Here is a 26,772-nt window from a genome sequence, read left to right as displayed (position 1 = left end):
TGGAAATCGTAATGCCGGGAAGCGGACTTAGGAATTTTAACTGAGGGTTTTGAAATCTTACTTCACAATTAGATCATTAATCTATAGATATTTATAGACAATTCGTAAGGATGTAATTTTTAAAATCCTGGAATGTGTTGAAATTCAGGTGCTAAAAAGTACCTTTTGTTATGTGAATTATTTTTATATTTAGTGAAAACTAAAAACCAAAAAAACTCTTTATGGACAAAATATTTTTTTTATTCTATTAGAATAAAATTTAACAATATTCTTTAAATAAAAAAACATCTTTTAAAGATGTTTTAGTATATACTTAATTCGATTGAATTTAAATTTTTTTCAGCTTCTATTGCATTCCGCCTGATCATTTCTAAATCATCTTTATTCTCTATAAACTCTTCATGAACTTGCATTCTGCCAGCAATCTTATTTTTTAAAAGTTCCCAAATTTTTTCTTTTGTTGTTTTCTTTGCATTAGTAGCAATATTAGCCGATTTACAAGTATATTTTCTTTTTCTAAAGGAATATATGGTGTAATGATAATCGTCTTTACTGTCATATAATTCAGTAATTAAGCCAGGAAGACCATTAAATTTATATGGTCCATATTGAAATGGTATATCATTTGTAAACCAAGCCGTCCAGATTCGTCCGTATTTCGTTGTTTCAGCTTTTTGACATTTAAAACCTAATATAATTTTAAATTCATTTTTTACTATCCAGTTTATATTATTAGGTTCTTCGTATGAATAATCAATATAATTTATCTCTGTTGTAACATATAATTTTGCAGACGTAGTACCAATTGTTTCTCGAAAATCTGTAACATACTTCATTGATTCATTTAAAGGTATATCTACTTTTTCCACTTCTAAAGAATCTGCTATATACTTATTCATGTTTTTAAAAAAAGAAGCATCCTGATTTATCAAAAGTGCAAATGTTGTAGTTTTTTTATATTTACTGGCTTTATTAAGTTTATAGTTTAATTTATAATCGGCTTCAAAAACTACATCAAATTTTTTCTGACAGTAAAATAAGGTTACAATTAACAAATTTAGTAATAGTATAATCTTTTTCATTTTTGCTCATTATTAAAAAAAGACCGCCACACTTATGACGGTCTTATTAGTAATTCTTTTAATTATTAGTGGCTGTATATCACTGTTACGACAGTTGAGCCTGCATGTTGAGGGCATGTTTCACCGTTTAAGTCTGTAAGATAGCCCGCTAATTGATTTTGTGACATGTGATCAGCGATAGTTTGACTAACTTGAAGTACTTTTCCGCATGAGGTTCTAAAAGGAAATGCACTTACTACACCAGCGATTAATAAAGCACCTAATAAAATCGTTTTTTTCATAATTGTTTTTTTAATGATTAGTTATTAATTTAAAAATGTATCTCAAAAATATAAAATAAATCAAATTAAGTGTGAATTATTTTTTTATGTTAAATAGCTCTGAAACTTGATTTTGCATAGATTAAAAAATTGCATTAAGAAAAATACGGTTTTCCGTAAACAAGTGTAAAATATAATTTTTACTGCAACTATGTAAGAGAATAAATTATAAATTTGGAATATAAATAAATTTAAATGGCGGAATATACTAATCAGGAAATAATGGAAATTATAACCTCTAATGCAGAAAAAATCTATTCAAATGTTCTTAAAGAAGAAAGAATAGCGAATGAGATTGAACAAGCTATAACACAACTCGAATATAATATTGTAGAACTCAAAACCATTCAAATAGAGCCTGATTTAAACTATCTAAATTCGTTTTACAAAGAAAGAACAGAAGAAAACATAAACCGTCTTAATTCGCCTTTAAAAGTTCCGAAACTAAGCCTTTATATTTGGTTATCTTCTTTTACAATGTTAATTATTAGTTTCGGAGTTTTACTTTTCGTCTATTCCAAAGCTTCTGAAACCAAAGCCCTTACCCAAAAAGAATATAAAGAACAGCTTTTAAAAAATAATGTGATCATATCTAAAGAAAATGCAGAACTTTTAAAAGATATGGATCTTTGGTTTAAAAGCGATCCACAATCAACACAAAAATTTATTCATTGGCGACATAATCAAAAATAAGAACTAATTAAATTTAATACAGACTGAAAGTATAAGGTACTGAGAGCTGAAATATTAAAAGTTATAAACAATAAGGTTTTCTTAAAACTAAGTTCTAATTTTTCTGATGAAATAATGGAATGTGAAATGGTTAAGATAAAATAATTATGAAATGGTAAGCATTCCGGATTTTGTTTCGATATTTTAAATTTTCACATAAAAAAGAGACTGCTTTTTTAAGGCAGTCTCGTGATTTTAATGTCATGCTTACTGTTAGCAAGTAGAACCGCACTCAAGTAATTTGATGTGAACTACACCATTCACAACACATTGTGTCTGGCATAAAGCATTAGTAACAACAGTGCTTACACCGCCCACTGCTCCACCTACTGTAGATCCAACGCCGGAAACTACTCCACCAACGATAGTACCTACACCGCCTACTACTCCGCCCACTACTCCTCCTATTCCACCTAGAAGTCCGCCGATTGGATCCAGTAATCCATTACCTGAAATAGCTTTTAATTCGTTTCTGTCTAATTTTTTTAAGTTTTTCATAACTATAATTTTTTATATGATTATTACATCACTAATATATGAATAATTATTTATTGATTGAAAATTAATTTAAGTAAATTAATTATATGTTATTATTGTTTAATATTTTATTAATATGAATATATTTTTATCAAAATATTAATTTCGATTATATGTGATTGATTTTCTAAAAGTTAAAAATAATAATTCAATTTGGGGAATTTTGAGTTATTATTTTTATACTAAATATCATTTATTATTATCTATTTTTTAATTGGTTTTAAATTTTAAATATTTATCTGTAGATAGACCTTCAGTAAGATAAAAACTCATCTTTGAAGCATTTAAATTGATTCATTCTGGAAAAAAGATAAGAGTAGAATAAAATTTATGTTCTTCTTGTAGTAAAAACCGTTCTGTTTATTGATAACGGAATCAAATTTTGTATTTTTGCTGACATACTTATATCAATGTCAGTTTTTTCAAATAATATACGCTTTTTAAGAGCCAGGAGGAAGCTCTCCCAACAAAATGTAGCCGATGAATTATTGATTTCAAGAGTTCGGTATTCAAAATATGAAAACGGAATTTCTGAACCTCCTATCGAACTGCTGGTGAAAATCTCAAAATATTTCCATGTAAGTATTGATCTTATGCTGTCTGTAGATATTGAGAAACATCCGGTAGATGAAATGCTAAAGCTTCCGGATAACAGAATTGTTCTTCCGGTAGCGGTAGATAATCAAGGAAATGATACCATAGAAATTATTCCCCAGAAGGCTTCAATGGGTTATCTGGAAGGTTATAGTGATATCGAATATATAGAAAGTCTTCAGCGTATTGCTCTTCCTTTTCTTACCAATGGAAAATACAGAGCTTTTCCTGCGGATGGGGATTCTATGCCGCCGTTCAGAAACGGATCTTATATTGTCGGAAAATACGTGGAGGGAATCAATGAACTGAAAGAAGGTAAAACCTATGTTTTTGTCACCTTAAATGACGGGATTACCTATAAACGTTTTAAAGAAAGGAAAGAAAATGCGATCTGCGTAAGTGCTGATAATTCATTTTATGAACCTTATGATATTCCTTTTGAAGAGGTAGTGGAAATCTGGCAGTATGCTTCAGGAATTTTCCCTGAAGATTTTGAGCCGGGTGATTATGAAAGCTACAATTTTAAAGAGATGTTCCGTGAACTGAGACAGGACATCAGGGATCTTGACAAAAAGGTTTCAGGCCGTCGCCGTAAGCAATCCTAATATTTACAATATTTATTAACATACTCCTGGTTTTTACACCGGGAGTATGTTTAAACTCTCTGGTTTAAGGGGATTCAATAGCGTCATAACTTTTCGGAGTCAGGATTACTTCGTTTCCTTCATTTGGTAATTTGTGTTCAATTGTTTTAGAATCAGTTTGTCGTCTTAGACTACTATAATCAACTTAATTTTAGATTTCTAAATAATTGTAATCCTGTTGTTATTTCCCGGATCATTTCTTTTTCCATGACACTAAAATCCATGTTGGGCTCTGCTTTATTCTCCCAGCTGGCAGTAAGTTCTGTAAGTTTTACCAACCCTGCTGTTCCTGCTGTTCCTTTGAGTTTGTGAAGAATCAATTTCAGATTGGTACTGTCTTTTTCAGCGGTGCTTTTTTTAATGTTTTCTTCAGCCTGAGTAAGTTGTTCTATTACAAGATCTAAAAATACTTTTCTGAAGTCTTCATCATCATCACCTATTTGTTTATTCAGAAGATTTATATCCAGATAATTTTCTTTATTTGAGGGAAGATTATTTTCATTAGGAATGTACTTCTTCAGCATTTCCAGCAGATCATTTTGTCTTAAAGGCTTAGGAAGGAAGTCATTCATCCCGGAATCCAGGCATTTTTCTTTTTCACCCAGTACATTTCCTGCAGTAACGCCAATAATCGGAACATGGGAATATTCCGGGAGTAAACGGATTTTTTTGGTTGCTTCAATACCATCCATTACCGGCATCTGAACATCCATTAAAATAATATTGAATATTTTTTCTTTACACTGCCGAACTGCCTGTAGTCCATCCGTGGCTTCCGTAAGCAGAGCATCGGGAATGAGTGAGCGCATCATTTTATGATTAAGAACCATGTTCACCGGGTTGTCATCTACAAGTAAGACCTGTGGCGACTGCATCAGTATGGAGGTTGCGGCTTCCGGCTGTGCGTTGTTGGTTATTTCTTTTTCAGTATTTTTTACAGCACGTCTCAATGTTTTGTAAAGCTCTTCGGACTTGATAGGCTTCAGCAGGAAGTAAGAATTGTTTTCCTGACGGAAAGAATTGATAACATCGTGTTCCTCAGAAGACGTATGGAGAATAATCAGAGGAGATGATTCATTCTGTTCCTCAAATAGTTCTTTGATTTTTTCTATGGTTTCCAACCCGGAAATAACAGGCATATGATAATCCATCAGAATAACATCAAAACGTTCTCCTGCCAGCAATATCTGAAGTGCTTCCATTCCGTTGGCAGCAAGCCTGGAATCTATATTTTTATAGGCAAGCATGTGCTGAATAATAATCCTGTTGGTTTCATTATCATCTACAATAAGGACCTTGTTTATATTCAGCTCTTCATCTTCATGGCTGTAGCACATTTCATAGGGAACCTCTATATCAAAATAGAAAACAGAACCTTCCTGAAGTTCGCTCACCAGTGATAAACTGCTTCCCATGTATTTCAGAATATTATTGGAAATGGTAAGTCCGAGACCTGTTCCTCCATACCTTTTGCTGATAGAGCTGTTTTCCTGAGTAAAGGCATTGAAAATATGCTGTTGTTTTTCTTTAGGAATACCAATTCCGGTATCTCTTACTGAAAATCTGAGTGTGATATTTTTGTTGTCTAAATTCAGTTTTTCTACTTTAAGTTCTATTTCTCCCTGTTCTGTAAATTTCACTGCATTGCCAAGAAGGTTGATCAAAATTTGCTTCAGCCTTGATTCATCCAGCCAGATGGTTTCAGGAAGTCCCTGTTCTATATTCAGCAGTAATTCTATATTTTTTTTCTGTGACTGGTAAAGGATAACATTAATTACCTGACCTACCATATCATAAATATTGGACTTTTCAACGATGAGATCCATTTTTCCGGATTCTACTTTGGAAAAATCAAGGATATCGTTGATAATACTCAATAAATTTTCTCCTGATTCATTGATATAATTAAGATATTGAGTCTGTATCTCGTTTAACGGAGTTTTTAAAAGGAGGTCGGAAAAACCGATCACACCGTTCAGTGGAGTTCGGATTTCATGGCTCATATTGGCCAGGAATTCAGATTTTGCTTTGCTGGCAATATCTGCCATTTTCTTGGCATTTTTCAGTTCTCTGTTGATTTTTACAGATCCTGTAATATTTTGTGCAGAAACAATAATTCCCCCGATAACATTATTGGAAAGATACCATGGGGTGACTTCTACGCTGTAATGCTGAATAATTCCCTTGCCTGGAACCTCTATTGCCATGTCTTCATTCTTGTAAGCCTTTCCCGCCAGTGCATTCTGATATATTTTTAATCTTTCATCTGGTACATTGGGAGAAATTTTAAACATGTTTTCACCAATAAGCCTGATGTCGTTCATCTGGAACTCTTCTTTCCAGCTCCTGCTTACAGAAACATAATTAAGATCTTTGTCAAACATCGCAACTGTAGAAGGTACATATGTAACAAAAGACTGCAGCATAGCCTCTTTTTTGGCCAGCTCAAGGTAGATTTTTTTGAATGTATCAATATTCTGAATGATTCCGTAGACTCTGGTGCATACTCCGTTTTCAAATTCAGGTATACCTTTTACTCTTACCCAAATCATCACGCCGCCATTCTGTACAAGCTGTAATTCTTCATCGTAGGGTACACCTTCTTTTATAGCTCTTTCCAATAAGAATTCCAGCCTTTCCCGGCTTTTTTCACTGTAAAAGCCCAGTGCATTTTCAAAATCCGGCTTAAAATTTTTATCTATTTTATGGATTTCTCTTGTAGACTGCGACCAGGTTACGGTATTATTTTTCAGATTCACTTCCCATCCTCCCACTTGGGCAACAGCACTTGTCTGTTCCAGCATCTTTTTGGTATGAACCAAATCTTTTTCCAAAGTCACTCTTTCTGTAACATTCAGTGCGGTGCTTACAACGTTAGGGTTTCCTTCTTTATTAATTTCAACAAGATTGTGGTACATCCAGATCATTTCTTCACCTTCTTTGGTTTTCAGGATCATGGTTCCGGAATCTTCATGATTTTTGTTGATCCGTTCGAGATATTGCTCAAGAAGAGGCCAGTTTTTTTGGGGAACAAGATCTTTTAAATTCAATCCTTCTACTTCTTCGGCAGAATATTGCAGGATTTCTCTCCCTTTTTCGTTGACAGCAATGATATTACCTTCCATATCATGCATACTCATCAATCCTATGGCATTTTCAAAGAAGTTTCTGAAGCGGCGCTCAGAGCTTTCCAGTTTAAGTTTTTCTTCAATGCGTTGGGTGATATTGATTCCGAAACAAAAAATCTCTGAATGGTTTTGATTGAGCTTTAAATACCATTCAATAATAATAGTTTGATTACCATCTATATTGGTTGTAGTAGTAAAAGTTACTTCTTCATCCGTATTGGGTAGGTTTTCGGAAAGTAATTGAAGTTGAGAATTATGATTTCCTATCAGGTCCAGGAAATTCTGATTGAGAATCTTACCTTTATCTCTTTGAAAAGTATTTTCAAAAGCCGGGTTAGCCTCTTTCAGTAAGAAGTCTTTATTCAGAACACAGATCAGGTTATTGGAAATAGTAAAGGTCTGTTGAAAATACTCCGCCTGGATATTTTTTCTTTTTCCCAAAAGGACTTTTGTAATGGCCTCTCCTATTTTTCTCAGCGTTGAAACCTGATCGTCTGTAATTGTTTTAGGTTTATAATCAATCACACAGATTGTCCCTAATACGAATCCTTCATCATCAATCAGAGGTACTCCTGCATAAAACCGGATTTCGCTTTCAAGAATAATTGGATTATCAGAAGATCTTTCATCTGACAAGGTATCATTGATGACTACGATGTCCCCACTTGCAATAGAATACTGGCATAAAGTGCTTTTCCTGTCTACAAGATCCATAGAAAGTCCCACACAGCTTTGAATGGTCTGGGTTTCGCTTTCCATCATGGAAATAAGCGCTGCAGGACAGCCTGTCACCATGCATGCTGTTTCTGCAAAAATGTCTAACTGGGGATCTTTTTCAAGATTTAAAAGATTAAAATACTCCAGTTTCTTCATTCTCTCTTCTTCATTTGCAGGAATTGGATACTTCTTCATATGTTATATCAACAATTAGAGATTTTTCTTTTTTCATTATTAAAAAAATGAAAATCAAGGCATTAAGGTTAATATTTTAAATGATTTAAAGTTATTTAAAACATTATTTTAATAAGTAAACCAAAGTACGAAATAATTTTGTATTCTATTACAGTAAATGTGTTAATAAAGCTATATGAATATTTATTTCAGATTAATTGAGAGAAATATTACATTTTAAAAGAAATAATACGCATTATGAAAATGAAAAAGTACCATGCGTAAAGTATGGTACTTAATGGATGAACCGGGATCAATATAAGTATTGATTATGTATTTTCTTAAGGTCTGACGATTGGTGGTTTAGAAAAAGTCCATTCCCGAATTTTCGGGAATGGACTCACCACTTATCATCATCCAAATCACAACTAAACTATGAACAGTGAGGCAATAGTTTGTGCATCGCTGCCACTTAAGATTTCGTCATAAGCTGCAGAACCTGCTGCTGCACCAAAAAGAGCGCCTGTATTGTAACCAGCCTGATTGGTATTGTCTTCTCCGGCATAAACAGGATTGGTAGCTGAAGGCATATTTCCTCCGTTTGCAAGTTCAATCCATCCTTTGTTGGCTCTCATTCTTCTTACCTGTGAGGCATGCCTTGCTTCAACGGAGTGAATCTGCAATGCTGCCTGAAGTACCACTTTGTTGGACATCACATTTCCGGCCTGTCCTTTATAAGCCCTTACTCCGGTATCTTCAAAGGCCTGGGCTAGGATAAGAAATTGGTTATAATCTGTAAAAGGCATGAAATTTCCGCCGGCTGTAAAATCAAAAGTAGGTTTATTTCCGGGAGTTGTTCCTAAAGAAGTCAGCGTGCTTTTCAGAAAGCTTACGTGAGCGGATTCATGTTTTGAAATCTGCATGAAAACGGTTCTGTCTCCATTGGGGATCAGTCCGGGGGTTGACAATCCTATGCTGTAGTATTCATTTTCGAGATATTCCAGTACCAATGCCAGTTGTAAAGCATCTGTAAGGGTACTTTTTAAAGCAGCACCTGTTAATGCCGTTTTTGTAGTTTCTGCTTTGGCAGGAGTAGCCATCATCGCCCCCAATCCAAGAGGTATTGCTGCTGTAGCTGCTTTTTTTCCGAATAAAGAAATATTCGTAATGGTTTCCAGTCTTGAAGCTTCTGTAGTGAAAAATTTGTCATCAGAAAGCTTATCCAGTAATCTAAGAATATTCATAATGTGAGTTTTAAGGTGAATGATTAGTTGATTCCTCTTTCTTTCCAGGTAAAAGGTGTTTTGATAAACGCTCCGGCAGCCATTACAATATCTTTCGGCTCTTTGGCAAGGTCAAGTCCATTGGCATCTATCACATCATCTCCTGAAAAATCTGCTGATCCGGGATTAATTAGATTCCGGATGGCAGAGGCATGTCTGGCTTCCACGGAAACTATCTTACCGGCAATCACAAGGTAAGCGGGATTGGAAATATATTTCCCTGCTCCATTGTAAGCTGCAACACCGGTATCTTCTAATGCTTTGGCTGTTGCTAGTACTGAGTTCCGATCATTAAAATTCACATTCGGATACTGGAATTCAAGTTTAGGAAGCACATGATCTGTGGCACCGCTGATTGCAACTTTGAAGAAATCACGGTGAATAACTTCGTGGTGATAAAGATCTGTAAAAACCTCTTTTTCAATACTGGAAATTCCCGTATAAAAATTGTTGACCACTTTCGTATAAAAATCTGCTTCCAACTGTTCCAAAGCATAGGCATAATTAAGTACACCTACATCTCCTGTTCCAAGATCGTACTTGGATTCTTCTATAATCTGGAAGTCATCATCATCATTACATCCAATGATGGTAAGACCTGCGATGGCTAATCCTACTCCACCTAATTTTAAAAAGTTTCTTCTACTTGTATCAAGGGTAGCGCCCTGATTAGAAACCTGAATTGTTTTTTTCATATTATTAATTTTTAGTGTTGGACACATAAGAGGAAGAAAAACAGCATAATGGATATGCTGTTTGAAATCTTAGAATTTATTATGGCATCAATACCGTGTCTATTACATGAATTACCCCATTAGATTGGTTCACATCGGCAATTGTTACTTTTGCGCTGTTTCCTTTTGCATCTTTTATGTAAAGATCTTTACCTTTTGTCCAGAATGTAAGGTCTTCACCCTGCACTGTTTTCATCATGCTTTTTCCGTTTCCTGATTTTACGGCTGCCCAAATTTCTTTGGCACTGTATCTTCCTGGAAGAACATGATAAGTTAAAATAGAGGTAAGCATTTCTTTGTTTTCAGGCTTTACAAGGTTTTCTACTGTTCCTTTCGGAAGCTTTGCAAAGGCAGCATCTGTGGGAGCCAATACCGTAAAAGGTCCTGAACCTTGTAATGTTTCTACCAGGCCGGCAGCTTTTACCGCAGCTACAAGGGTTTTGTGATCCTTGGAGTTGACAGCGTTTTCAATAATGTTTTTGGAAGGATACATAGGAGCTCCTCCTACCATTACTGTTTTTTCTTTCATCGTTTGTGCAGTTACCTTTCCGCTGAAAGCAAATGATAATGCTACCATTGCTAAAACTGTGATTTTTGAATGTGTGTTCATTGTGTTGATTTTTTAATTAATTGTATTTAATTGTGCTTTTAATGTCATTTACGAGTTAGGTTTTATTTTAGATTTAAAAAAAATAAAAATTATTTTAACTCATTGATTTATAGTGTTTTATTTTTTGTCCGGAACAAATTCAAGACAGATCGAATTCATGCAGAAACGTTTTCCTGTAGGTTTCGGACCATCATCAAAAACATGACCAAGGTGAGAATCACATCTTCCACATCGTACTTCGGTACGCTCCATGTGATAAGAGGTGTCTTTTCTGTACTTCACGCTGTTTTTATGGATGGGCTTATAAAAAGAAGGCCAGCCACAGGTGGTGGCAAACTTAGAGGTTGAAATAAAAAGAGAATTTCCACATACAGCACAATAGTAAGTGCCTTTTTCATCAAATTCATAATATTTCCCTGTAAAAGCAGTTTCTGTGGCACCTTCTCTTGCAACCTGATAGAGCTCTGGTTTTAAAATCTTTTTCCATTCGCTATTGCTTACTTTCAGAATATTTTCTGAGGTGTGAGAATAATAGGGATTTTTAGCTTTGAAAAGTGTGCTTTGTGCTTTATAACCTTCTAAACATAAGGCAAGGCAAAAAGCAAGTATTGTTTTTGAAACGAACGTTTTCATATTGATTTTTTTTAATTATTTTCTTAAAATCATTTACGAAATAAAAGTTTACTGAGATTTTGTTGGGAATTTATTTTATTTTATTACATTTGGATAGAAAAATAAAAGCTATTAAAACAACCTATTCTGAAGAGCAACTTATCGTTTTACTAAAAGAAAAAAACGAAAATGGTTTTCATTATCTATATGACCACTATTCCGGTGCGCTGTATGGGATTATTCTTCGAATCGTTCAGTCTAAAGAATACACCGAAGAAGTTATTCAGGATGTTTTTGTTAAAATATGGAACTCTATCCATCAGTATGATACTTCCAAAGGCAGATTTTACACTTGGATGATTAATATAGCACGGAATACCGCCATCGATTATTTAAAATCGAAAGCTTTCCAAAATGAACTTAAAAACCAATCACTTCCGGATTTCGTATATAATACTGCAGAGCTTTCAACCACTAATAATTCTTCCGATTATATTGGATTTAATAATGTGCTTGAAGGTCTGGAGGCAGACAAGCAAGAGCTTATAGACCTTGCTTATTATCAGGGATATACCCAAAACGAAATATCCGAGAAACTGAAGATACCGCTGGGAACGGTAAAAACAAAAATGAGAAATGCACTGATGAAATTAAAAGATTTGCTAAAAGATTATCAATAAATTGAACACTAAAGAATACATATCATCCGGAATTATAGAATCTTATATTCTAGGCCATGCTTCTCCTGAAGAAGCAGGGATTTTGGAGTGTGTGATGAAGAATAATGCTGAAGTAAAAACAGCTTTTGAAGAAGCACAAAAAACGTTGGAAGATCTGGCGACAGCTCAGGCTGTAACACCTCCAAGTGATTTGAAATCAAAGATCTGGAATAAAATTCAGCAGGAACAGACTGTTGAAGAAGTGTCTCCTTCCCTTCCTGCAGATCTCCCTGAAGTAAAAGGACGGACAGAAAATAATACAGACATAAAAGAGTATCAGAAAAATACGCCCTGGAAAACATATGCTATAGCGGCATCAGTATTATTCCTGGTAAGTGTTGGAGGAAATCTATTCTGGATGAATACTCAATCTGCCAATCAAAAAGAAATGGCTTTAATGATAGCAGATAAAAAGCAGCAGGATCAGGCTATGGAAAAAATGAACCGGAAGATTGATATGTTTTCCAATCCAGATATGCAGATGGTTATGCTGAAAGGGGTAGAAAAACATGCTGAGGCCAAAGCAATGGTTTTCTGGGATAAAAAGACAAAAGAAGTTTATCTGAATGCGGAAAAACTTCCTAAAGCCCCAGAAGGAATGCAGTATCAGCTTTGGGCAATAGAGGATGGAAAACCGGTAAATGCAGGAATGTACACCGAAGATAAAGACAGCAGGACTGCTTTGGCTAGTATTCCTAATGCACAGGCTTTTGCCATTACACTTGAAAAAGCAGGTGGAAGTAGTGTTCCTACTATGGAAAATATGTTTGTAATGGGGAAAATTTAAACCCATTTACACAAAAAAACAAGGCGGACACAATCAATCCGCCTCGTATCTCCCAAATAATTAAATATGAAAAAATATGAATGTCTATACCAGACAGGCCTTCAGCATCAGATCGTGAAGGTCTGTATTTTTAATAAACGGCTGTAAAAGTTCGTTTCCTGGACCATACGCAGCTACTTCCACATAATCTCCGGAATGATCCATGCTGATCCATCCTACAGAATTCCTGCTTTTTTGAATTTCTGAATATAATTTAAAAGGCAGTTTCTTATAATTATAAAGTCCTTCTTCTTTTTCAAGACCATTGTAGAAGCTTAACATATGCCTGGCTTCATCGTCATTCAGAGTAATCCTGTTGCTCTCATAGATCCAGTCTTTAATGTCTTTTACCGAATAGTCTTTGTGAATCTTGTTCAGAATATATTCATTGGTGTATTGGTAATCTGAAATGCTGTTAAAATTCTTGGTTGCATCTGTTCCGTAAATCGTTCCCGGATTGGCATTTCCATGGTCTGTAGTGATGATGACTAAAGTATTTCCGTCTTTTTCAGCAAAATCCATAACTGTTTTTACTGCTTCATCAAATGCCAGCTGATCATGGATGAGTGCTGCCACATCATTGGCATGGGCAGACCAGTCTACTTTTCCGGCTTCTACCTGAAGGACAAAACCTTCGGGATGGTCTTTCATCTGATTGATGGCTGTGTGGGCCATTTCAGCAAGAGTTGGCGTATTTTTATACTCCTGAAGATTCGCTCTGTCAATACTATATGGTAATGCTCCTGTACTGAAAATGCCTAATAATTTCTCTCCTTTTTTGATTTCTTTCAGATCATTTTGTGTTTTCAGAATCCGGTATCCTTTTTTGCTGTAAACAGCATAGAGGTCTTTTTTATCGTCTCTTTTTGCAGGGTTGAAAAATTCGTCTCCACCTCCTAACAGCACATCGAATTCAAGCTCTGCATACATTTCTGCAATTTGAGGTTCAGCATTTCTTTGGGAAGAATTTATACAGAATCCTGCGGGAGTAGCATGAGTAATGGTTACCGTAGTTACACAGCCGGCTTTCTTTCCTGCTTTTTTATATTGCTGCCATATGGGAAGGTGTTTCTCTCCGTTAGCTCCCATATTCAACGTCCCGTTTTTAACTCTGATTCCGCCTCCAAAAGCAGAACTTGCCGCTGCAGAATCTGTAACAATAGAACTTGCTGAAGCGGTGTCCATCAAAGCACGGGTTACTTTTTGGTCATGATACAGATTAAGCCAGTTACTACCCTTTCCTAAAATATTCCGTGAGTACAGATCTGCCATTGAAAGTGTTCCGAGGCTCATCCCATCACTTACCATAAAGATGATATTCTTCGCTTTTCCTTTATGGCGAAGTTCGGTATTCTTCCCGAAGCTCCAGAGATCAGATGGTGATAAGGTCAATAACCCTGAAAGCAGTGCAGATCCTTTTAGAAATTTTCTTCTGTCCATATTGTTTTTGAAATAGTGCTGAAAGTTATCGTATTTAAATTTTTATCGTAACATTGTCGCATTAATTGAAAGTTAATTTTAAATGTTCTTTGGAAACGGATCTTCAAAACTTTGTTTTTTGTCAAATAGTTCCTTTTCCCTTTCATTAATAAGACAATGTTGAAGGTCTGATAACATTTGATCTTTATCCAGATTCTGTCCGATAAAAACCAGTTCATTGATTCTGTCGCCCCAGTTTTTATCCCATCTGCTTTCTATAAATTTTTGGTTATCTACAAATGAAGAATACTGCACCCTGTGATTCATAGGCATACTACTCCACCAAACTCCTGCTTTTTCCAGTCTGAAAGAACCTCCTGCCTGGGAAAAATTTAAAGCATCATCAGGTCTTGAGGCCAGCCAGAACAAACCTTTAGCTCTGATGGCTCCTTCAGGATAATGATGATTCAGGTATTCCCAAAGTCTCATAGGATGGAAAGGCTTTTTATCTCTGAAAACCAATGAGCTTATCCCATACTCTTCAGTTTCCGGGGTGTGATGATCGGATTGTAATTCTTTTTGCCAGCCTGCAGATGACTGTGCTTTTTCGAAATCAAAAAGCTTTGTATTTAAAATCTTTTGAGGATCAATTTTTCCAAATTCTGAATGGAGAAGAACAGCCTCCGGATTCAGTTTCTTTATGGCTGCTGTTAAAAAACCAAGGGTTTCAGTATTTATAAGATCTGTTTTGTTTAAGATAATCACGTTGGCAAATTCAATCTGGTCGGTCAGAAGATTGACAATCGTTCTGTAATCGCCTTCCATATCAGTAAGATCACGATCCAGTAACATTTCATTAGAGCCAAAATCATTCATGAAATTGAAACAATCAACCACTGTCACCATTGTATCCACATAACTGAAACGGGACAGATCTATTCCACTCTCTTCATCAATATAAGTGAATGTTTGGGCAACAGGAATCGGTTCACTGATTCCCGTACTTTCGATAAGGAGATAATCAAAACGGTTTTCATTCGCCAAACGTTCTACTTCTACCATAAGATCTTCACGAAGTGTACAGCAGATGCATCCGTTACTCATTTCTACTAATTTTTCTTCTGTTCTGGAAAGGGTATTTTGGTTTTCAACAAGCCTTGCATCAATATTAATTTCGCTCATATCATTCACTATGACTGCTACTTTTAAGCCTTGTTTATTGTGAAGAATATGATTCAGTAATGTTGTCTTTCCAGCTCCCAGAAAGCCGCTGAGTACCGTTACAGGAAGTTTCTTAGTCATGATTTTAATGTTTATGATTTTTAAAATTGATCAGATGGCCAGTAATCAAACCGGCAGCTCCCATATAGATCAGAGGAAGATGTACTTCAAACAGAAAATCTGCCAGTATAGAAATAAAAATAAGAGCCAGTGATACCCAGAATAGAAACTTCAGCCATTGCTTTTCTATTTTCTTCGTTATTCTGAAAACTACAACAGCTCCAATGAAAAGGAAAACCAGATCAATATAAGGGTTATGTGATATTCCCAAGGGGACAATCAGTAATAATGGAAAGACGATACAATGAATCAGGCATAAAACAGCAGCGGAGATTCCTACAGCATCAAGAATTTTTGATTTCATAATAGTATGGATTAATTTTCTTATCGTAACTTTGTTGCAAAAGTAAAGATAAAAATTTAAATACCGCAACTTTGTTGCATTAAAAATGAAACAAGTCAGAAATACTCACGCCAAAACTGAAATTTTAAACCTGATTAATGGTTCAGAGGTAGCCCTTACCCACTCTGATATTCAGAAGAAACTGGGAGATCTGTGCAATAGAGTAACCATTTACAGAGTTCTGGAAAGGCTTGAAAACGAAGGTGCTATACATAAGATCGTCAATATTGACGGTGTGGTGAATTTTGCAAAATGCAGTGGGAAATGTACCCATGAACAACATTTTCACAATCATGTTCATTTTAACTGTAAGGAATGTCATTCCGTTACGTGTATTGAAAATGCTATTCCGGAAATCAGTTTGCCGGAACATTTTATTGCACAGGAATATAATTTTATTATCAGCGGGATATGCCCTAAATGTGCTGATCTTTAAAAGTAAAAAGGCAGAAAAGCGAATATGCTGATCTGCCTTTTTTATGGAAATAGAAATTCTTTTATAATGAAGAAATATAGACTTCTATTTTGGTTCCATCATAATTGAAGGTTCCGTCAGAATTCTTTTTACCCAATACCCATTTCATATCTACAGGTACTGCCCATGCAGATCCTAATGAAAATCCGTTAACAGATCTGATTTCGTTTCCGTTTCCCGTGGTAACAGCTGAATGAAAGAATGTCTTATCAATAAGTCTGTAAAAACCAATGGCTTTTCCTGCCGGAATGGGTGTATATCCATCCCATTTTTTTCCCGCCGGATAATTGAATAAGGTTAACCATTTCTGTCCTGCCGATTCTGCAAGCTGGGTAGGGCTTATCCTGGCGCCACGCATATACAATGCATAGGCTACCACATCATGACATACTCCACTGTTGTATTTCGAAATGTTCTCTTCACCTGAGAGAACAGCATGAGCAACGGGTGCTCTTTCAGATAGGGATAGCTGAGCCTTCCTGGCTCCTTCCGGTGTTATGAATGACATATTATACTATTTTGTTTGGTGAAGTAAAGGTACGGCTTTAAAATTTAATCACCGATGTTGGAAAATATTTCAAGTTTGGGCTAAAGCCCTTTTTATAACAAATAATACATTAAGTGGGTTAAAACCCGCCTCCATTAATATATAAATTCATTTGAAAGATTATCGTTAACAATTGATTAAAAAGGAAAAAAGATAAGCAATAAAATATCTAAGGAGTTATTATATTCAATAGGAACGGGCTTTAGCCCGTTTTAATAATATGCATAAAATCCTATGGCTTCAGCCAAAACTTAATAGTTGTAAAGTTTTGGTTGAAGCCTTTAATATGGAAATAACAAACAAGTGGACTAAAGCCCGCTCCTATTGATCAAAATGATAAAAATTTTCTAACAATAATACATGCATTCATAGCTGAAAAGTTTCCCATCTTTAAAAGTAAAAATAAAAATCCCTGCATCTCCATTCTGAATATGATATTCGTGTGGAGAAGAAATCCAGCGTGTTGAAAGCAGATCACCAAAATGGTTAACAAAATCCTTTTCATTATAGTTGGAGTCCATATGTTCATTTCCCAGAACTACAGCTTCACCGTTTTTGAAGGACATTTTGTAAATACTTCCGGAAACTTTTCCTTTATATTCTTCAAAGGCTACAATCATATCAGATGTTCTGTAAAAATATTGAGGTTCCCAGCCGCATTCAGGGGTATCCGGAATGTCTTTAACCTTCTGCATCTCCAGCTTTTTCATCTGTGTCTCTGTGATTTTTCCATTAAAAAGTTCAGAATTCTTCCATAAGAAATGCATATTCAGGTCTTTTAGCTTTTTCTCATAAGCTTCTGTTCCGGTTTTTTTTGCAAATTGATCTGCCAGAAGAAGTTCAAAATCAATATCTATTTTTGTATTTTCTATCCCTGAATAAGATTCTTTCCAGTAAAGCAATGCCTGTTTAAGGTTTTTATCTTCAAGCCATGCAATTTCACGTAACCTTCCCACCTGAGCCAGTTCTTTTTCCTTATTTTTACCTTTCACTGCAAGATAATCTTTCAGAATTTTGTCGTAGGTAAGTTCATTACCCAGATATTTCATTTGAATATATTCAGGATTTTCATGAAAATGGTCACCAATATAGATCCAGCCATCCTCATATAAAGGAACATAATCTATACAGACAAGTTCATTTAGAGCTGCTCTTCTTATCGGGATGCTTTCTGTAGTAGGGCCTTTTCGTACACGCAGAGTTCAGATACCTGTATATAAAAATGCGGACATTGATATCCCTCTTTTCCTCTATAGAAATATTGTAGTGGCTCACCCGCTGATTTTTTCCCATGCATGCTTTTTTGTAATGGCTGGCGGTCAATAAAACCAATATCACCGTTGCTTACCTGTACTTTATATTGCGTTTGGGTAGAATCCAGAACGTAAACCGAAGCTTCAGTAGAAAATATTCCTAAAAGATCTTTATTTTTTCCACTTTCACGAAAGAGATGTCCCCATTCAGAAGTGTAAACAGGGCGTTGGCCGGGGTTTTGTGCCATGGTATTGTAAAAGCAGCACTGAATCATGCCGGCTGCCAGTAGTATCTTATTCAACATATTGTAATTGGTATCCGTAAAAAGATAGGTTTATAATGACTTCTATGGTTATTCCTTCAAAAATAATGAAAATTGAGGGTTTGTCCTAAAGTTGTTGTTATTCAGAATGGGTATAAATTCCATCCTATTCATCTGTTTTCATTGGGTAGCGAAAATAAAAATACTATTTTTATCGCCCAAAAAAGTAAAGATTAATTATGCCGACTGATGCTTCTCTCAAGCTGATTCCGATGACAACTTTCGTGCTGGAGTATTATTCACATGAAGGATATGCCGATCTTCAGATTTTGAATCTGATGAATAATTATGCCAATTTCTTAAAGAAGCGTTTGACTCTTGGAATGTTTGTCCCTGTAGACCGTAAAGGAAATATCCTGAAAGAACCTAAAAATTATACGGCATGGAAATCTCTTGACCATAATGATGGGAAAAGAACGGACGTTGCAGGTTTTGAAGAATATGCTGAATACCAGAAGGCTGAACAGAATTGTATGTTTGAAGGCTTTAAGGTAGATTATAATGGATATTCCAAAGTAAGAATCATTGCTTCATACGACTCTTCTATTGAATTGTCTTTTAATAAAAATGACCTCCTTCCTACAGGATTCAATGATGTAGAATCACTGACTGTTTTTGATGATATCTTTTTAACATCCAGTGCTTTAAAAGCGATTGGGATAAAATGGTAAAATATTATATAATGAAAACCACTTATCAGAGCTGATAAAGGTTTTTTTAATGTTATTGATTTTCTAATATATTTTCAAGTTCTGTTATAAAATCTTTCTGTGCAGTATTGATCCGTTTTTGTGCTTCTTCTGAAGAAAACCATTCCCATTGATCCACTTCCGGAACTTCTATTATCTTACCCGATTTGGGTGGCCATTCTAATGAAAATGTATTGCTGTAAAGGTCAGAAGTCTCAATATCTCTTTCTAAAGCCCAGGCATAAACGGTTTTTCCGCCTTTTTGTTGAACAGGTGATAATCCGATGAATTTTCCTTCTATTGTTTTACCCGTTTCTTCCTTAAATTCCTTTAATGCATGCTCCAACGGATCTTCATCAGGAAGAAACTCTCCTTTAGGAATAGACCATGCCCCAAGATCTTTATTTCGCCAGAAAGGACCGCCGGGATGAACCAGAAAGTAATACAGACTGTATTTTTCTTTTTTAAACAGCAAAATCCCGGCACTCGTTTTCATAAGCTTAAAGGTTTGATTATTAAAGGTATGAAAAATAGATAAACCCGATGATCAATAAGATGAACCTTTCTTTTTAAACTCAGAAGGTGACGTTTGCTTGTATGCTTTGAATATTTTATTGAAGTGGCTGGCATCATTGAAACCCAGCCTGTCTGCAATTTCACTGATGTTATAATGGCTTTGCAGTAAAAGCTTTTCAGCAGTTTTTATTTTATGCTGCATAATATGCTGTTGTATGGAAAATCCAGTCTGTTTTTTGATGTGAATGCTAATATAGTTCGGGGAAAGCATAAATTCTCTGGCCAGATTTTCAATTTTCATTTTATCATTATCCAAAGCATTCACATTGATATAATACAGGATTTTCTCAATTCTGCTCACATTATGAGTGATCCAGCTCTTTGTTGTAGCATTTTGTATTGTATTTCGGATAAGAATAGTAATAATACTGCAAAAGAGGTCAGTAGTAATCTCTTTGGTATAGGTGTTTTTGTGACTGAACTCATACAGAAGAATACTGGCAAGTTGTAACAGATGGGTCCTGTCTGTTTTACTTTTAATCACCGATTCATATACAAAAGAATGATCTTCCATGAGGAGCTGTACAACTTTCTGAAGTTCATTTTTCTTAGCAGACAGCAGGTTTTCCCAGATATACTGTTCTGTAAATTTTATATAAATGAATTTTGTTTTGCTTTTAATTGAAAATTCATGGCCATCACTTGGTCTGAGAAGAAAAACATCTCCCTTTTTATAAGAAAAAGTAATGTTGTTGAGATGATGAAATCCTTTTCCACTTTCTATAATGATCAGTTCATAAAAATTATGATTGTGATATTCAACGTCCCAGCTTTCCTTTTCAATGCTGAAAACATTAAAAGAGTTGAAATTAACGATTCGTTTCATAGCAGAATGGATTTTTACAAATTTACCATTAATTTTTACAATATATACTGATGGATTATTGATGAATTTTGTCTTATCAATACATTCAAAATGAAACATATAAAACAATCAGTATTGCTGCTTGCATCAACAATTGTTCTGATGTCCTTTTCTGATCATCATGATAGGGACACAACAGAAAAAAAGCAACAGCATGAAAAACAGACTCTGGCAAAAAAATACTGGCCGAATGGAGCTCAATTGGTTATTTCCATTTCTATGCAGTTTGAAACCGGCGGACAGCCGGAAGGCGCAGAAAGCCCTTTTAGTGGAACACCGTTACCAAAAGGACAGCCGGATCTTCCTGCAGAAAGCTGGTACCGTTACGGAGGAAATGAAGGCATTTACCGGATGCTGGATTTATGGAAAAAATATGACATTAAAGTTACTTCTCATGTGGTAGGAACTGCTGCTGAAAAGTATCCTGAAGTTGCTAAAGCTATTGCACACGGAGGCCATGAAATTGCAGCTCATGGTTTTACCTGGGATAACCAGTGGAATAAAAATTATGCTGACGAACTGAATTTCGTAAAGAAAGGTGTAGATGTTGTGGAAAAGATCACAGGACAGAAAGCTGTTGGCTATAACGCTAACTGGCTGAGAAGAAGCCCGAATACCCTTAAAGTATTACAGGATCTTGGTTTTCTGTATCATATTGATGATTTAAGCCATGATGAACCTTTCATTACCAAAGTAAAAGGAAAGAACTTTGTAGTCATTCCTTATACGCTTCGCAACAATGATATTGTCAATATTGAAGGCAAACACTGGAGTCCCGATCAGTTTTTGGCCCAGCTGAAATTTGAATTTGACCGTCTGTATGAAGAAGGAGCTTCAAAGAGAAGAATGATGAGCATCAGTTTTCATGACAGAATAGGCGGAACACCTGCAATGGTACATGCCATGGAGGAATTTATTCAGTATACCCAACAAAAACAGGGAGTCGTTTTTATGAGAAAAGATGACATCGCTAAAATGGTGATGAATGATCCAGATACTCCGGTTGACAACAGCGAAGAAAAGTTTAATAAGTAAGGAAGCGGGAGGCTGGAAGAAGGAAGTTATTGAAGTCTGTAAAAGCAAATTAGAGAATGATTGAAAAACACAGTAAAAGTGAATCACAACAGATCTATACCTTCCCGCTTCCATCCTAAAAATACCACTATGAATACTACAAAAACAGCCTATTTTTTCCTTCGTGTATCGATGGGAATCAACTTTTTGGGACACGGATTGGTACGTCTCGTAAAACTACAGGATTTTGCATCAGGAATGATGAAAGGTTTTGAAACAAGCTGGCTTCCACAGCCATTGGTTCATCTTTTTGGTGTCGTTCTCCCCTTTCTCGAATTTACAATCGGTCTTCTGTTGATAATGGGTTTTAAAACCCGTATTGCCGCCATTGCCGGAGCTTCTCTGATTATTTTGTTGCTTTTTGGAAGCAGTACCGTTGAAAACTGGGAATCAATGGGTATTCAGATGATCTATGCAGGTTTGTTCTATATTCTGATCAGCAGAATTGATGATAACTACCTGGCTTTGGACAGGAAATGATAAAAAGCAAAAAGTTTGGACAGCTGGGGAAATAAAGGAAGTAAAAGAATATGGATTATTCGAATGCTTTAACCTTTACTTTCCTGGCTTTTTTCATGATCTGAGATTATGTTACAACTTCCATTGATTAAGTTACTTTGTTTTTAGAGTTATGCCCGAATTTTGTATCAGAAATAAAAGCAGCTGAAAGTATTGAGTTTATTTTCAGTGAAATAGATAACCTTCAAAATAAAAAATGATGCAAACTATATTAGGAGCCAATGGACAGATTGGAGAAGAACTTGCAAGAGAGCTGAAAAGGAATTATGCATCAGATATTCGTATTGTCAGCAGAAATGCTAAAAAAGTAAATGATACGGATACTGTTTTCTCAGCAGATTTATCAGACAGAGAAAAAGCCATAGAAGCCGTTAAAGGAAGTGAGATTGCTTACTTTACCCTTGGACTTCCCATGGATACCGGTTTATGGGAAAAACAGTTTTTGACCATCATGAAAAATGTTATTGATGCCTGCAAAATCAACGGTACTAAGCTGGTATTCTTTGACAACACGTATATGTATCCTCAAAATAATGAAGTTTTAACGGAACAAACGGTGTTTGCTCCTGTAGGACGAAAAGGAATGGTAAGAAAAAAGATGGCAGATATGCTTTTAAAAGAGATGAAGGCAGAAACAATAAAAGCTGTCATCTGCAGGGCTCCTGAATTTTATGGACCGGGAAAAACTCAGAGTATTACGGATAGCCTTATTTTCAATGCTATTAAAGAAAACAAAAAGCTAAAAGTTCCTTTAAGAGATGATAAACTTCGAAGCCTGATCTGGACTCCCGATGCAAGCCGCGCCACTGCTTTAATCGGAAATACTCCGGAGGCTTATGGGCAGACATGGCATTTACCGGTAGATACTCCATTAACTTATAAGGAATTTATTGCGCTGGCTTCAGAGATTTATGGGAAAGAATTTAAATATTCGGTTATTCCAAAGCTAGCCTTTTCAATTGGATCCTTATTTAATAAAAATGCAAAAGAATTGCAGGAGCTGATTCCCAGATATCAATATGATAACCTGTTTGATGATTCAAAATTCAGAAAGAGATTCCCGGAATTTAATGTAACTACTTACAGAAAAGGAATTGAGCAGATCAAAAAAGAACAGCAATCTGCAAAATAATCCTGTTAAAATAAGTATCTTAGAAACACCATTACCATAACCGAATGGCAAAACATGGAGGCCGATATGAGATTCTTCACTACATTCCAGAACTTCGTTTGCAGACTTTCAGTCTGTGTTCAGAATAACATACTTACTATATGGTATAAAAAAGAAATAAAATGAAAACACCCGAAAAAGTAACCTCCATCACAGCACTCCACAATTACCTGAAGCTGAAAAGACCTTCCAATCCTTTGATCAGCGTATTTGATTTTAATGAAGTGAATGTAGATGCGCAAACTATTTTGAGTGCTGTAACCACGGATTTTTATGTGGTTTCCATTAAAAAAGATTGTGCAGGAAAATGTAAATACGGCCAGCATTATTATGATTTTGAAGATGGAATCATGTATTTTATTGCTCCCCATCAGGTGTTGCAGTTTGAAGACATTCTGCTTTCCGAGGTAAGAGGAAGTGTGCTGGTTATTCATCCTGATTTTTTGCAGGGATATCCATTAGCCTCTGTAATAAAGGAATATGGTTATTTTTCGTATTCTGCTAACGAAGCTTTGTATCTTTCGGAAAAAGAAGAAAAATCGGTAACGGACATCCTTGATAACATCAGCAAGGAGATAGAAGCCAATATGGATGGTTTCACCCAGGATCTGCTGGTTTCCAATATTGATTTACTGTTAAAATACTGTGACAGATTTTACAACCGTCAGTTTTTAACCCGGAAAAAAGTGAATCACGATCTTTTGACCCGGCTCGAGAATATACTGGATGATTATTTTAAAAATGAAAAACTGCTGATCGATGGGATTCCTACTGTACAATTTGTGGCAGCTCAAATGAATATCAGTCCCAATTATCTGAGTGATATGCTAAGAGTTCACACAGGACAGACAACACAGCAGCATATTCAGAACAGAGTGATTGAAAAGGCTAAAGAACTGCTTTCTACAACCACTTTATCTGTTTCTGAAATTGCCTATAATTTAGGATTTGAACACCCACAGTCTTTTCACCGTTTGTTTAAAAACCAAACCACTGTTTCACCGTTAGAATTCAGAAAATCTTTTAATTAATAGTATGATGATAAAAAAAATATTGATAATCGTAACGAATGTAGATCAGTATGCCAGCGGTAACTTTAAAACAGGATTATGGCTGAGTGAGCTTACCCATATTTACCATGCAGCAAAGGAGAAAGGATGGCAGATTACCATAGCTTCTCCCAAAGGCGGAAATACTCCCATTGATCCTGAAAGTCTGAAACCTCTTGTACTGGATGAAATTTCAAAAAGGCATTACGAAAATCCGGATTTTATAAACGAATTAACGCATACAAAAAGTCTTAATGAGGTAAAGAATGAATCTTTCGACTGCATTTATCTGGCGGGTGGACATGGAACGATGTATGATTTCCCTGATAATACTACTTTACAGACTATGCTCAGAGAACAGTACGAAAATAATAAAATAGCCGCTGCGATCTGCCATGGAGTCGGCGGATTGCTGAATGTAAAACTTTCCAATGGAGAGTATATGATTAAAGGTAAAAATATCACCGGATTTGACTGGTTTGAAGAAACTTTGGCAAGAAGGAAAAATGAAGTCCCATTTAATCTTGAAGCGGCCCTTAAAGAAAGGGGTGTACATTATAAAAAAGCTTTTATTCCAATGACTTCCAATGTTGTGGTTGACGGACAATTAATTACAGGACAAAATCCTTTCAGCTCCAAAGAAATGGCAAAAGTAGTCGTCCGCGAGCTTGAAAAATAAAAACGGGCAATGATATAATGTATTTATATATGGTTTAATAAAAATAAAAAAACGCAAAGTTTTAATGGTTTCAGATTTTTACTAAAAATGAGTAATGATAGTGTCAATACATGGCATCATTAATATCTCCCCCAGATGCCTCAAAATAAAGTAAAACATTAAAATCTTTGCGTTAAAAAAAACACGTTTTTTACAAAGCTTGATTATAATCGGTTTATTATGATAAAATTGATTTTGTTATCGTAATAAGGCTCATCAGGATCACTACTATTCCTACCACAACAAACATTTTCTTTGTTGGAAGTTTTGCCGTAAGCATCGCAGAAAACGGAGCGGTAAAAACACCACCCAGCAAAAGCCCCAAAACAATATTCCAGTGATGGATTCCTATTGTGAAGATGAATGTAATGGCACTTGTTACCGTCAATAAAAACTTGGCAACGGTAGAACTTCCTACTACATAATGGGGAATCCTTCCCTCTTTGATCAGTGTACCGGTTACCAATGGTCCCCATCCGCCACCTGCAAAAGAATCTATAAAACCACCCGCCAGTCCCAATACTCTGAGATTGGTTCTTCTTTTGGATTTACCCTGTCCCGACTTTTTATCTTTGAATGCGTTTCTTAAAATATTAATACCAAGATACAAGGTGTAGCAGGCAATAACAGGTTTTACAATATGAGCATAATGTTCACCGTAATGAGACAGTGTTAAAGCACCTACTACAGAGCCTACAATAGCCAGCGGGAACAGCACCCAGACCATTTTCTTATTGACATTTCCCAGTTTGTAATGACTGAAGCTTCCGGCGGCAGTAGTAAAAGACTCTGCAGAATGAATGCTTGCACTTACCACAGGTGGCGGAACATTCAGCAATAAAAGAATTGTGGTACATATTACTCCATAGCCCATTCCCATGGATCCGGCGACAATTTCTGCCATAAAACCGGCAAACAGCATCCAGTAAAAGATATGGCCGTCCTTATTCAGAAAATACTGAATATCATCTGCAAGATCAAATTGGTACACCAAAAGTCCAAATAACCCCAAAAGAAGTAAAACTCCAATAATGGCAAGATAAATATTAGCTTTTCTCTGGGCTGTTTTGGTAATATTGATCAGTTTTTCTATTTCCATATCAGGTTTTGAAGAAACCTTTCCATCAGACAGGTATTCTGTAGTAATTTTGTTGAGTTCTTTCACCTTATAATTGAAATCTCCGGTGAGCTGATTGCGGATATGCTGCATATTATCCAACACATGATCCATCTCGTCAGGAATCACTTCGGTAAAGGTTTCTCTTAATCTTTTAGCGATGGTTGGAGATTTTCCATTGGTGGAAATGGCTATTTTAAGACTTCCTTTTTTAACAATGGATCCTAAATAAAAGTCACAAAGATCAGGTTTATCAGCAACATTCACCAATATACTTTTTTTCTGGGCTTTTTCTCTGATTTCCCTAGCCAGCTCAATATCATTTACCGCAATAATGGCAAGATCTGTATCATTAAAATCATCATCATCATAGGCTCTTTCGTGAAGGGTTATATTGGAAAACTGATTTTGCAAGGTTCTGACCTCAGGGATAATCTCTTTCGCTACCAGTTTGATAGAAGTTTCCGGTGAATTACCCAAAACAGATTCCAGTTTTTCAAGGGCAACCTTGCCACCGCCAATGATCAGCAGTGAAAGGTTTTCAAGTTTTAAAAATATGGGATATAAAGAATTGCTCATCC

General features: G+C 35.6%; 28 protein-coding genes. 11 read left to right on the top strand and 17 right to left on the bottom strand.

All coding sequences use genetic code 11. From position 1 onward, the window contains the following. Positions 1–302 precede the first annotated feature (302 nt). Both C8D70_RS01770 and C8D70_RS01765 read right to left on the bottom strand, forming a co-directional pair. Positions 303–1,082 (bottom strand): GLPGLI family protein, encoded by a 780-nt coding sequence (locus C8D70_RS01770; RefSeq protein ID WP_110366198.1) that lies wholly within the window; start codon positions 1,080–1,082, stop codon positions 303–305. Positions 1,083–1,147: 65 nt separating this feature from the next. After that, positions 1,148–1,363 carry a hypothetical protein gene (locus tag C8D70_RS01765; RefSeq protein ID WP_110366197.1) on the bottom strand — a complete coding sequence of 72 codons (216 nt, stop codon included), beginning with the start codon at positions 1,361–1,363 and terminating at the stop codon, positions 1,148–1,150. Positions 1,364–1,597: 234 nt separating this feature from the next. Between C8D70_RS01765 and C8D70_RS01760 the strand changes: the two genes are divergently transcribed. Continuing rightward, positions 1,598–2,095 carry a hypothetical protein gene (locus tag C8D70_RS01760; protein WP_110366196.1) on the top strand — a complete coding sequence of 166 codons (498 nt, stop codon included), beginning with the start codon at positions 1,598–1,600 and terminating at the stop codon, positions 2,093–2,095. A gap of 252 nt (positions 2,096–2,347) precedes the next feature. On the opposite strand, the gene C8D70_RS20695 is transcribed toward C8D70_RS01760, so the two are convergent. Next, positions 2,348–2,632: a bacteriocin-like protein gene (locus tag C8D70_RS20695; protein ID WP_168801991.1), complete on the bottom strand. Its 285-nt coding sequence runs from the start codon at positions 2,630–2,632 to the stop codon at positions 2,348–2,350. 449 nt (positions 2,633–3,081) lie between these two features. On the opposite strand from C8D70_RS20695, the gene C8D70_RS01750 reads away from it, so the two are divergent. After that, entirely contained in the window at positions 3,082–3,870 is a 789-nt protein-coding gene (locus C8D70_RS01750; RefSeq protein WP_110366194.1) for an XRE family transcriptional regulator, read from the top strand. A gap of 179 nt (positions 3,871–4,049) precedes the next feature. Here the strand turns inward: C8D70_RS01750 and C8D70_RS01745 are convergent, their stop codons facing one another. From C8D70_RS01745 to msrB, 5 genes are all read right to left on the bottom strand, one after another. Then, complete coding sequence (locus tag C8D70_RS01745) at positions 4,050–7,949, bottom strand: response regulator (RefSeq protein ID WP_110366193.1); 3,900 nt, start codon at positions 7,947–7,949, stop codon at positions 4,050–4,052. A gap of 407 nt (positions 7,950–8,356) precedes the next feature. Further along, on the bottom strand, positions 8,357–9,172 hold the full coding sequence (locus tag C8D70_RS01740; protein ID WP_076594697.1) for a ferritin-like domain-containing protein: 816 nt from the start codon (positions 9,170–9,172) through the stop codon (positions 8,357–8,359). A 23-nt stretch (positions 9,173–9,195) separates the two neighbouring features. Further along, complete coding sequence (locus C8D70_RS01735; protein WP_110366192.1) at positions 9,196–9,906, bottom strand: ferritin-like domain-containing protein; 711 nt, start codon at positions 9,904–9,906, stop codon at positions 9,196–9,198. Between the two features lie 79 nt (positions 9,907–9,985). Next, positions 9,986–10,555, bottom strand: a complete 570-nt coding sequence (locus tag C8D70_RS01730; protein ID WP_110366191.1) for a fasciclin domain-containing protein — start codon at positions 10,553–10,555, stop codon at positions 9,986–9,988. Between the two features lie 117 nt (positions 10,556–10,672). Further along, positions 10,673–11,188, bottom strand: coding sequence for a peptide-methionine (R)-S-oxide reductase MsrB (msrB, locus tag C8D70_RS01725; protein WP_110366190.1), 516 nt, complete (start codon positions 11,186–11,188; stop codon positions 10,673–10,675). A gap of 89 nt (positions 11,189–11,277) precedes the next feature. Here msrB and C8D70_RS01720 point away from each other — a divergent pair, with 89 nt between their 5' ends. Both C8D70_RS01720 and C8D70_RS01715 read left to right on the top strand, forming a co-directional pair. Next, positions 11,278–11,847, top strand: a complete 570-nt coding sequence (locus C8D70_RS01720) for an RNA polymerase sigma factor (protein ID WP_228402436.1) — start codon at positions 11,278–11,280, stop codon at positions 11,845–11,847. 1 nt (position 11,848) lies between these two features. Further along, a complete protein-coding gene (locus C8D70_RS01715; RefSeq protein WP_076594701.1) occupies positions 11,849–12,673 on the top strand; it encodes an anti-sigma factor domain-containing protein in 825 nt (274 codons plus the stop codon). Between the two features lie 84 nt (positions 12,674–12,757). On the opposite strand, the gene C8D70_RS01710 is transcribed toward C8D70_RS01715, so the two are convergent. The 3 genes from C8D70_RS01710 to C8D70_RS01700 all read right to left on the bottom strand — a co-directional run bounded on the left by C8D70_RS01710 (position 12,758) and on the right by C8D70_RS01700 (position 15,776). After that, positions 12,758–14,152, bottom strand: coding sequence for an alkaline phosphatase (locus tag C8D70_RS01710; protein ID WP_110366189.1), 1,395 nt, complete (start codon positions 14,150–14,152; stop codon positions 12,758–12,760). A gap of 78 nt (positions 14,153–14,230) precedes the next feature. Beyond that, a complete protein-coding gene (locus C8D70_RS01705; protein WP_110366188.1) occupies positions 14,231–15,433 on the bottom strand; it encodes a GTP-binding protein in 1,203 nt (400 codons plus the stop codon). A 4-nt stretch (positions 15,434–15,437) separates the two neighbouring features. After that, the gene (locus tag C8D70_RS01700) at positions 15,438–15,776 is read right to left on the bottom strand and encodes a MerC domain-containing protein (protein ID WP_076594704.1); all 339 of its coding nucleotides are present in this window, start codon (positions 15,774–15,776) and stop codon (positions 15,438–15,440) included. A gap of 85 nt (positions 15,777–15,861) precedes the next feature. Here C8D70_RS01700 and C8D70_RS01695 point away from each other — a divergent pair, with 85 nt between their 5' ends. Further along, entirely contained in the window at positions 15,862–16,251 is a 390-nt protein-coding gene (locus C8D70_RS01695; protein WP_076594705.1) for a Fur family transcriptional regulator, read from the top strand. A gap of 61 nt (positions 16,252–16,312) precedes the next feature. Here C8D70_RS01695 and C8D70_RS01690 read toward each other — a convergent pair whose 3' ends face one another. The 3 genes from C8D70_RS01690 to C8D70_RS01680 all read right to left on the bottom strand — a co-directional run bounded on the left by C8D70_RS01690 (position 16,313) and on the right by C8D70_RS01680 (position 18,395). Then, a complete protein-coding gene (locus tag C8D70_RS01690; RefSeq protein WP_076594706.1) occupies positions 16,313–16,798 on the bottom strand; it encodes a hypothetical protein in 486 nt (161 codons plus the stop codon). 386 nt (positions 16,799–17,184) lie between these two features. Beyond that, positions 17,185–17,886, bottom strand: a complete 702-nt coding sequence (locus tag C8D70_RS01685) for a hypothetical protein (RefSeq protein WP_110366187.1) — start codon at positions 17,884–17,886, stop codon at positions 17,185–17,187. A gap of 107 nt (positions 17,887–17,993) precedes the next feature. Then, positions 17,994–18,395: a hypothetical protein gene (locus C8D70_RS01680; RefSeq protein ID WP_110366186.1), complete on the bottom strand. Its 402-nt coding sequence runs from the start codon at positions 18,393–18,395 to the stop codon at positions 17,994–17,996. 197 nt (positions 18,396–18,592) lie between these two features. Between C8D70_RS01680 and C8D70_RS01675 the strand changes: the two genes are divergently transcribed. Continuing rightward, positions 18,593–19,084, top strand: a complete 492-nt coding sequence (locus C8D70_RS01675) for a hypothetical protein (protein WP_076594708.1) — start codon at positions 18,593–18,595, stop codon at positions 19,082–19,084. A gap of 52 nt (positions 19,085–19,136) precedes the next feature. On the opposite strand, the gene C8D70_RS01670 is transcribed toward C8D70_RS01675, so the two are convergent. Beyond that, positions 19,137–19,598 (bottom strand): NUDIX hydrolase, encoded by a 462-nt coding sequence (locus tag C8D70_RS01670; RefSeq protein ID WP_076594709.1) that lies wholly within the window; start codon positions 19,596–19,598, stop codon positions 19,137–19,139. A gap of 51 nt (positions 19,599–19,649) precedes the next feature. Further along, positions 19,650–20,504 carry an AraC family transcriptional regulator gene (locus tag C8D70_RS20635; RefSeq protein WP_181416080.1) on the bottom strand — a complete coding sequence of 285 codons (855 nt, stop codon included), beginning with the start codon at positions 20,502–20,504 and terminating at the stop codon, positions 19,650–19,652. Positions 20,505–20,594: 90 nt separating this feature from the next. Here C8D70_RS20635 and C8D70_RS01655 point away from each other — a divergent pair, with 90 nt between their 5' ends. The 5 genes from C8D70_RS01655 to C8D70_RS01635 all read left to right on the top strand — a co-directional run bounded on the left by C8D70_RS01655 (position 20,595) and on the right by C8D70_RS01635 (position 25,035). After that, positions 20,595–21,578: a polysaccharide deacetylase family protein gene (locus C8D70_RS01655; protein WP_110366185.1), complete on the top strand. Its 984-nt coding sequence runs from the start codon at positions 20,595–20,597 to the stop codon at positions 21,576–21,578. Positions 21,579–21,707: 129 nt separating this feature from the next. Further along, entirely contained in the window at positions 21,708–22,097 is a 390-nt protein-coding gene (locus C8D70_RS01650; RefSeq protein ID WP_181416079.1) for a DoxX family protein, read from the top strand. Positions 22,098–22,335: 238 nt separating this feature from the next. Then, on the top strand, positions 22,336–23,268 hold the full coding sequence (locus C8D70_RS01645; protein ID WP_110366371.1) for an NAD-dependent epimerase/dehydratase family protein: 933 nt from the start codon (positions 22,336–22,338) through the stop codon (positions 23,266–23,268). Positions 23,269–23,429: 161 nt separating this feature from the next. After that, positions 23,430–24,338, top strand: a complete 909-nt coding sequence (locus C8D70_RS01640) for a helix-turn-helix domain-containing protein (RefSeq protein WP_110366183.1) — start codon at positions 23,430–23,432, stop codon at positions 24,336–24,338. 7 nt (positions 24,339–24,345) lie between these two features. Further along, entirely contained in the window at positions 24,346–25,035 is a 690-nt protein-coding gene (locus C8D70_RS01635; RefSeq protein ID WP_410493701.1) for a type 1 glutamine amidotransferase domain-containing protein, read from the top strand. A 217-nt stretch (positions 25,036–25,252) separates the two neighbouring features. Here the strand turns inward: C8D70_RS01635 and C8D70_RS01630 are convergent, their stop codons facing one another. Further along, positions 25,253–26,770 (bottom strand): TSUP family transporter, encoded by a 1,518-nt coding sequence (locus C8D70_RS01630; protein WP_110366181.1) that lies wholly within the window; start codon positions 26,768–26,770, stop codon positions 25,253–25,255. Positions 26,771–26,772: the final 2 nt, after the last annotated feature.

Source organism: Chryseobacterium sp. CBTAP 102 (assembly GCF_003201365.1).
GTDB classification, from domain to species: Bacteria; Bacteroidota; Bacteroidia; order Flavobacteriales; family Weeksellaceae; genus Chryseobacterium; species Chryseobacterium candidae.
The sequence above is the reverse complement of the archived record's forward strand: the minus strand, read 5'-3'. Positions and strand labels throughout refer to the sequence as shown.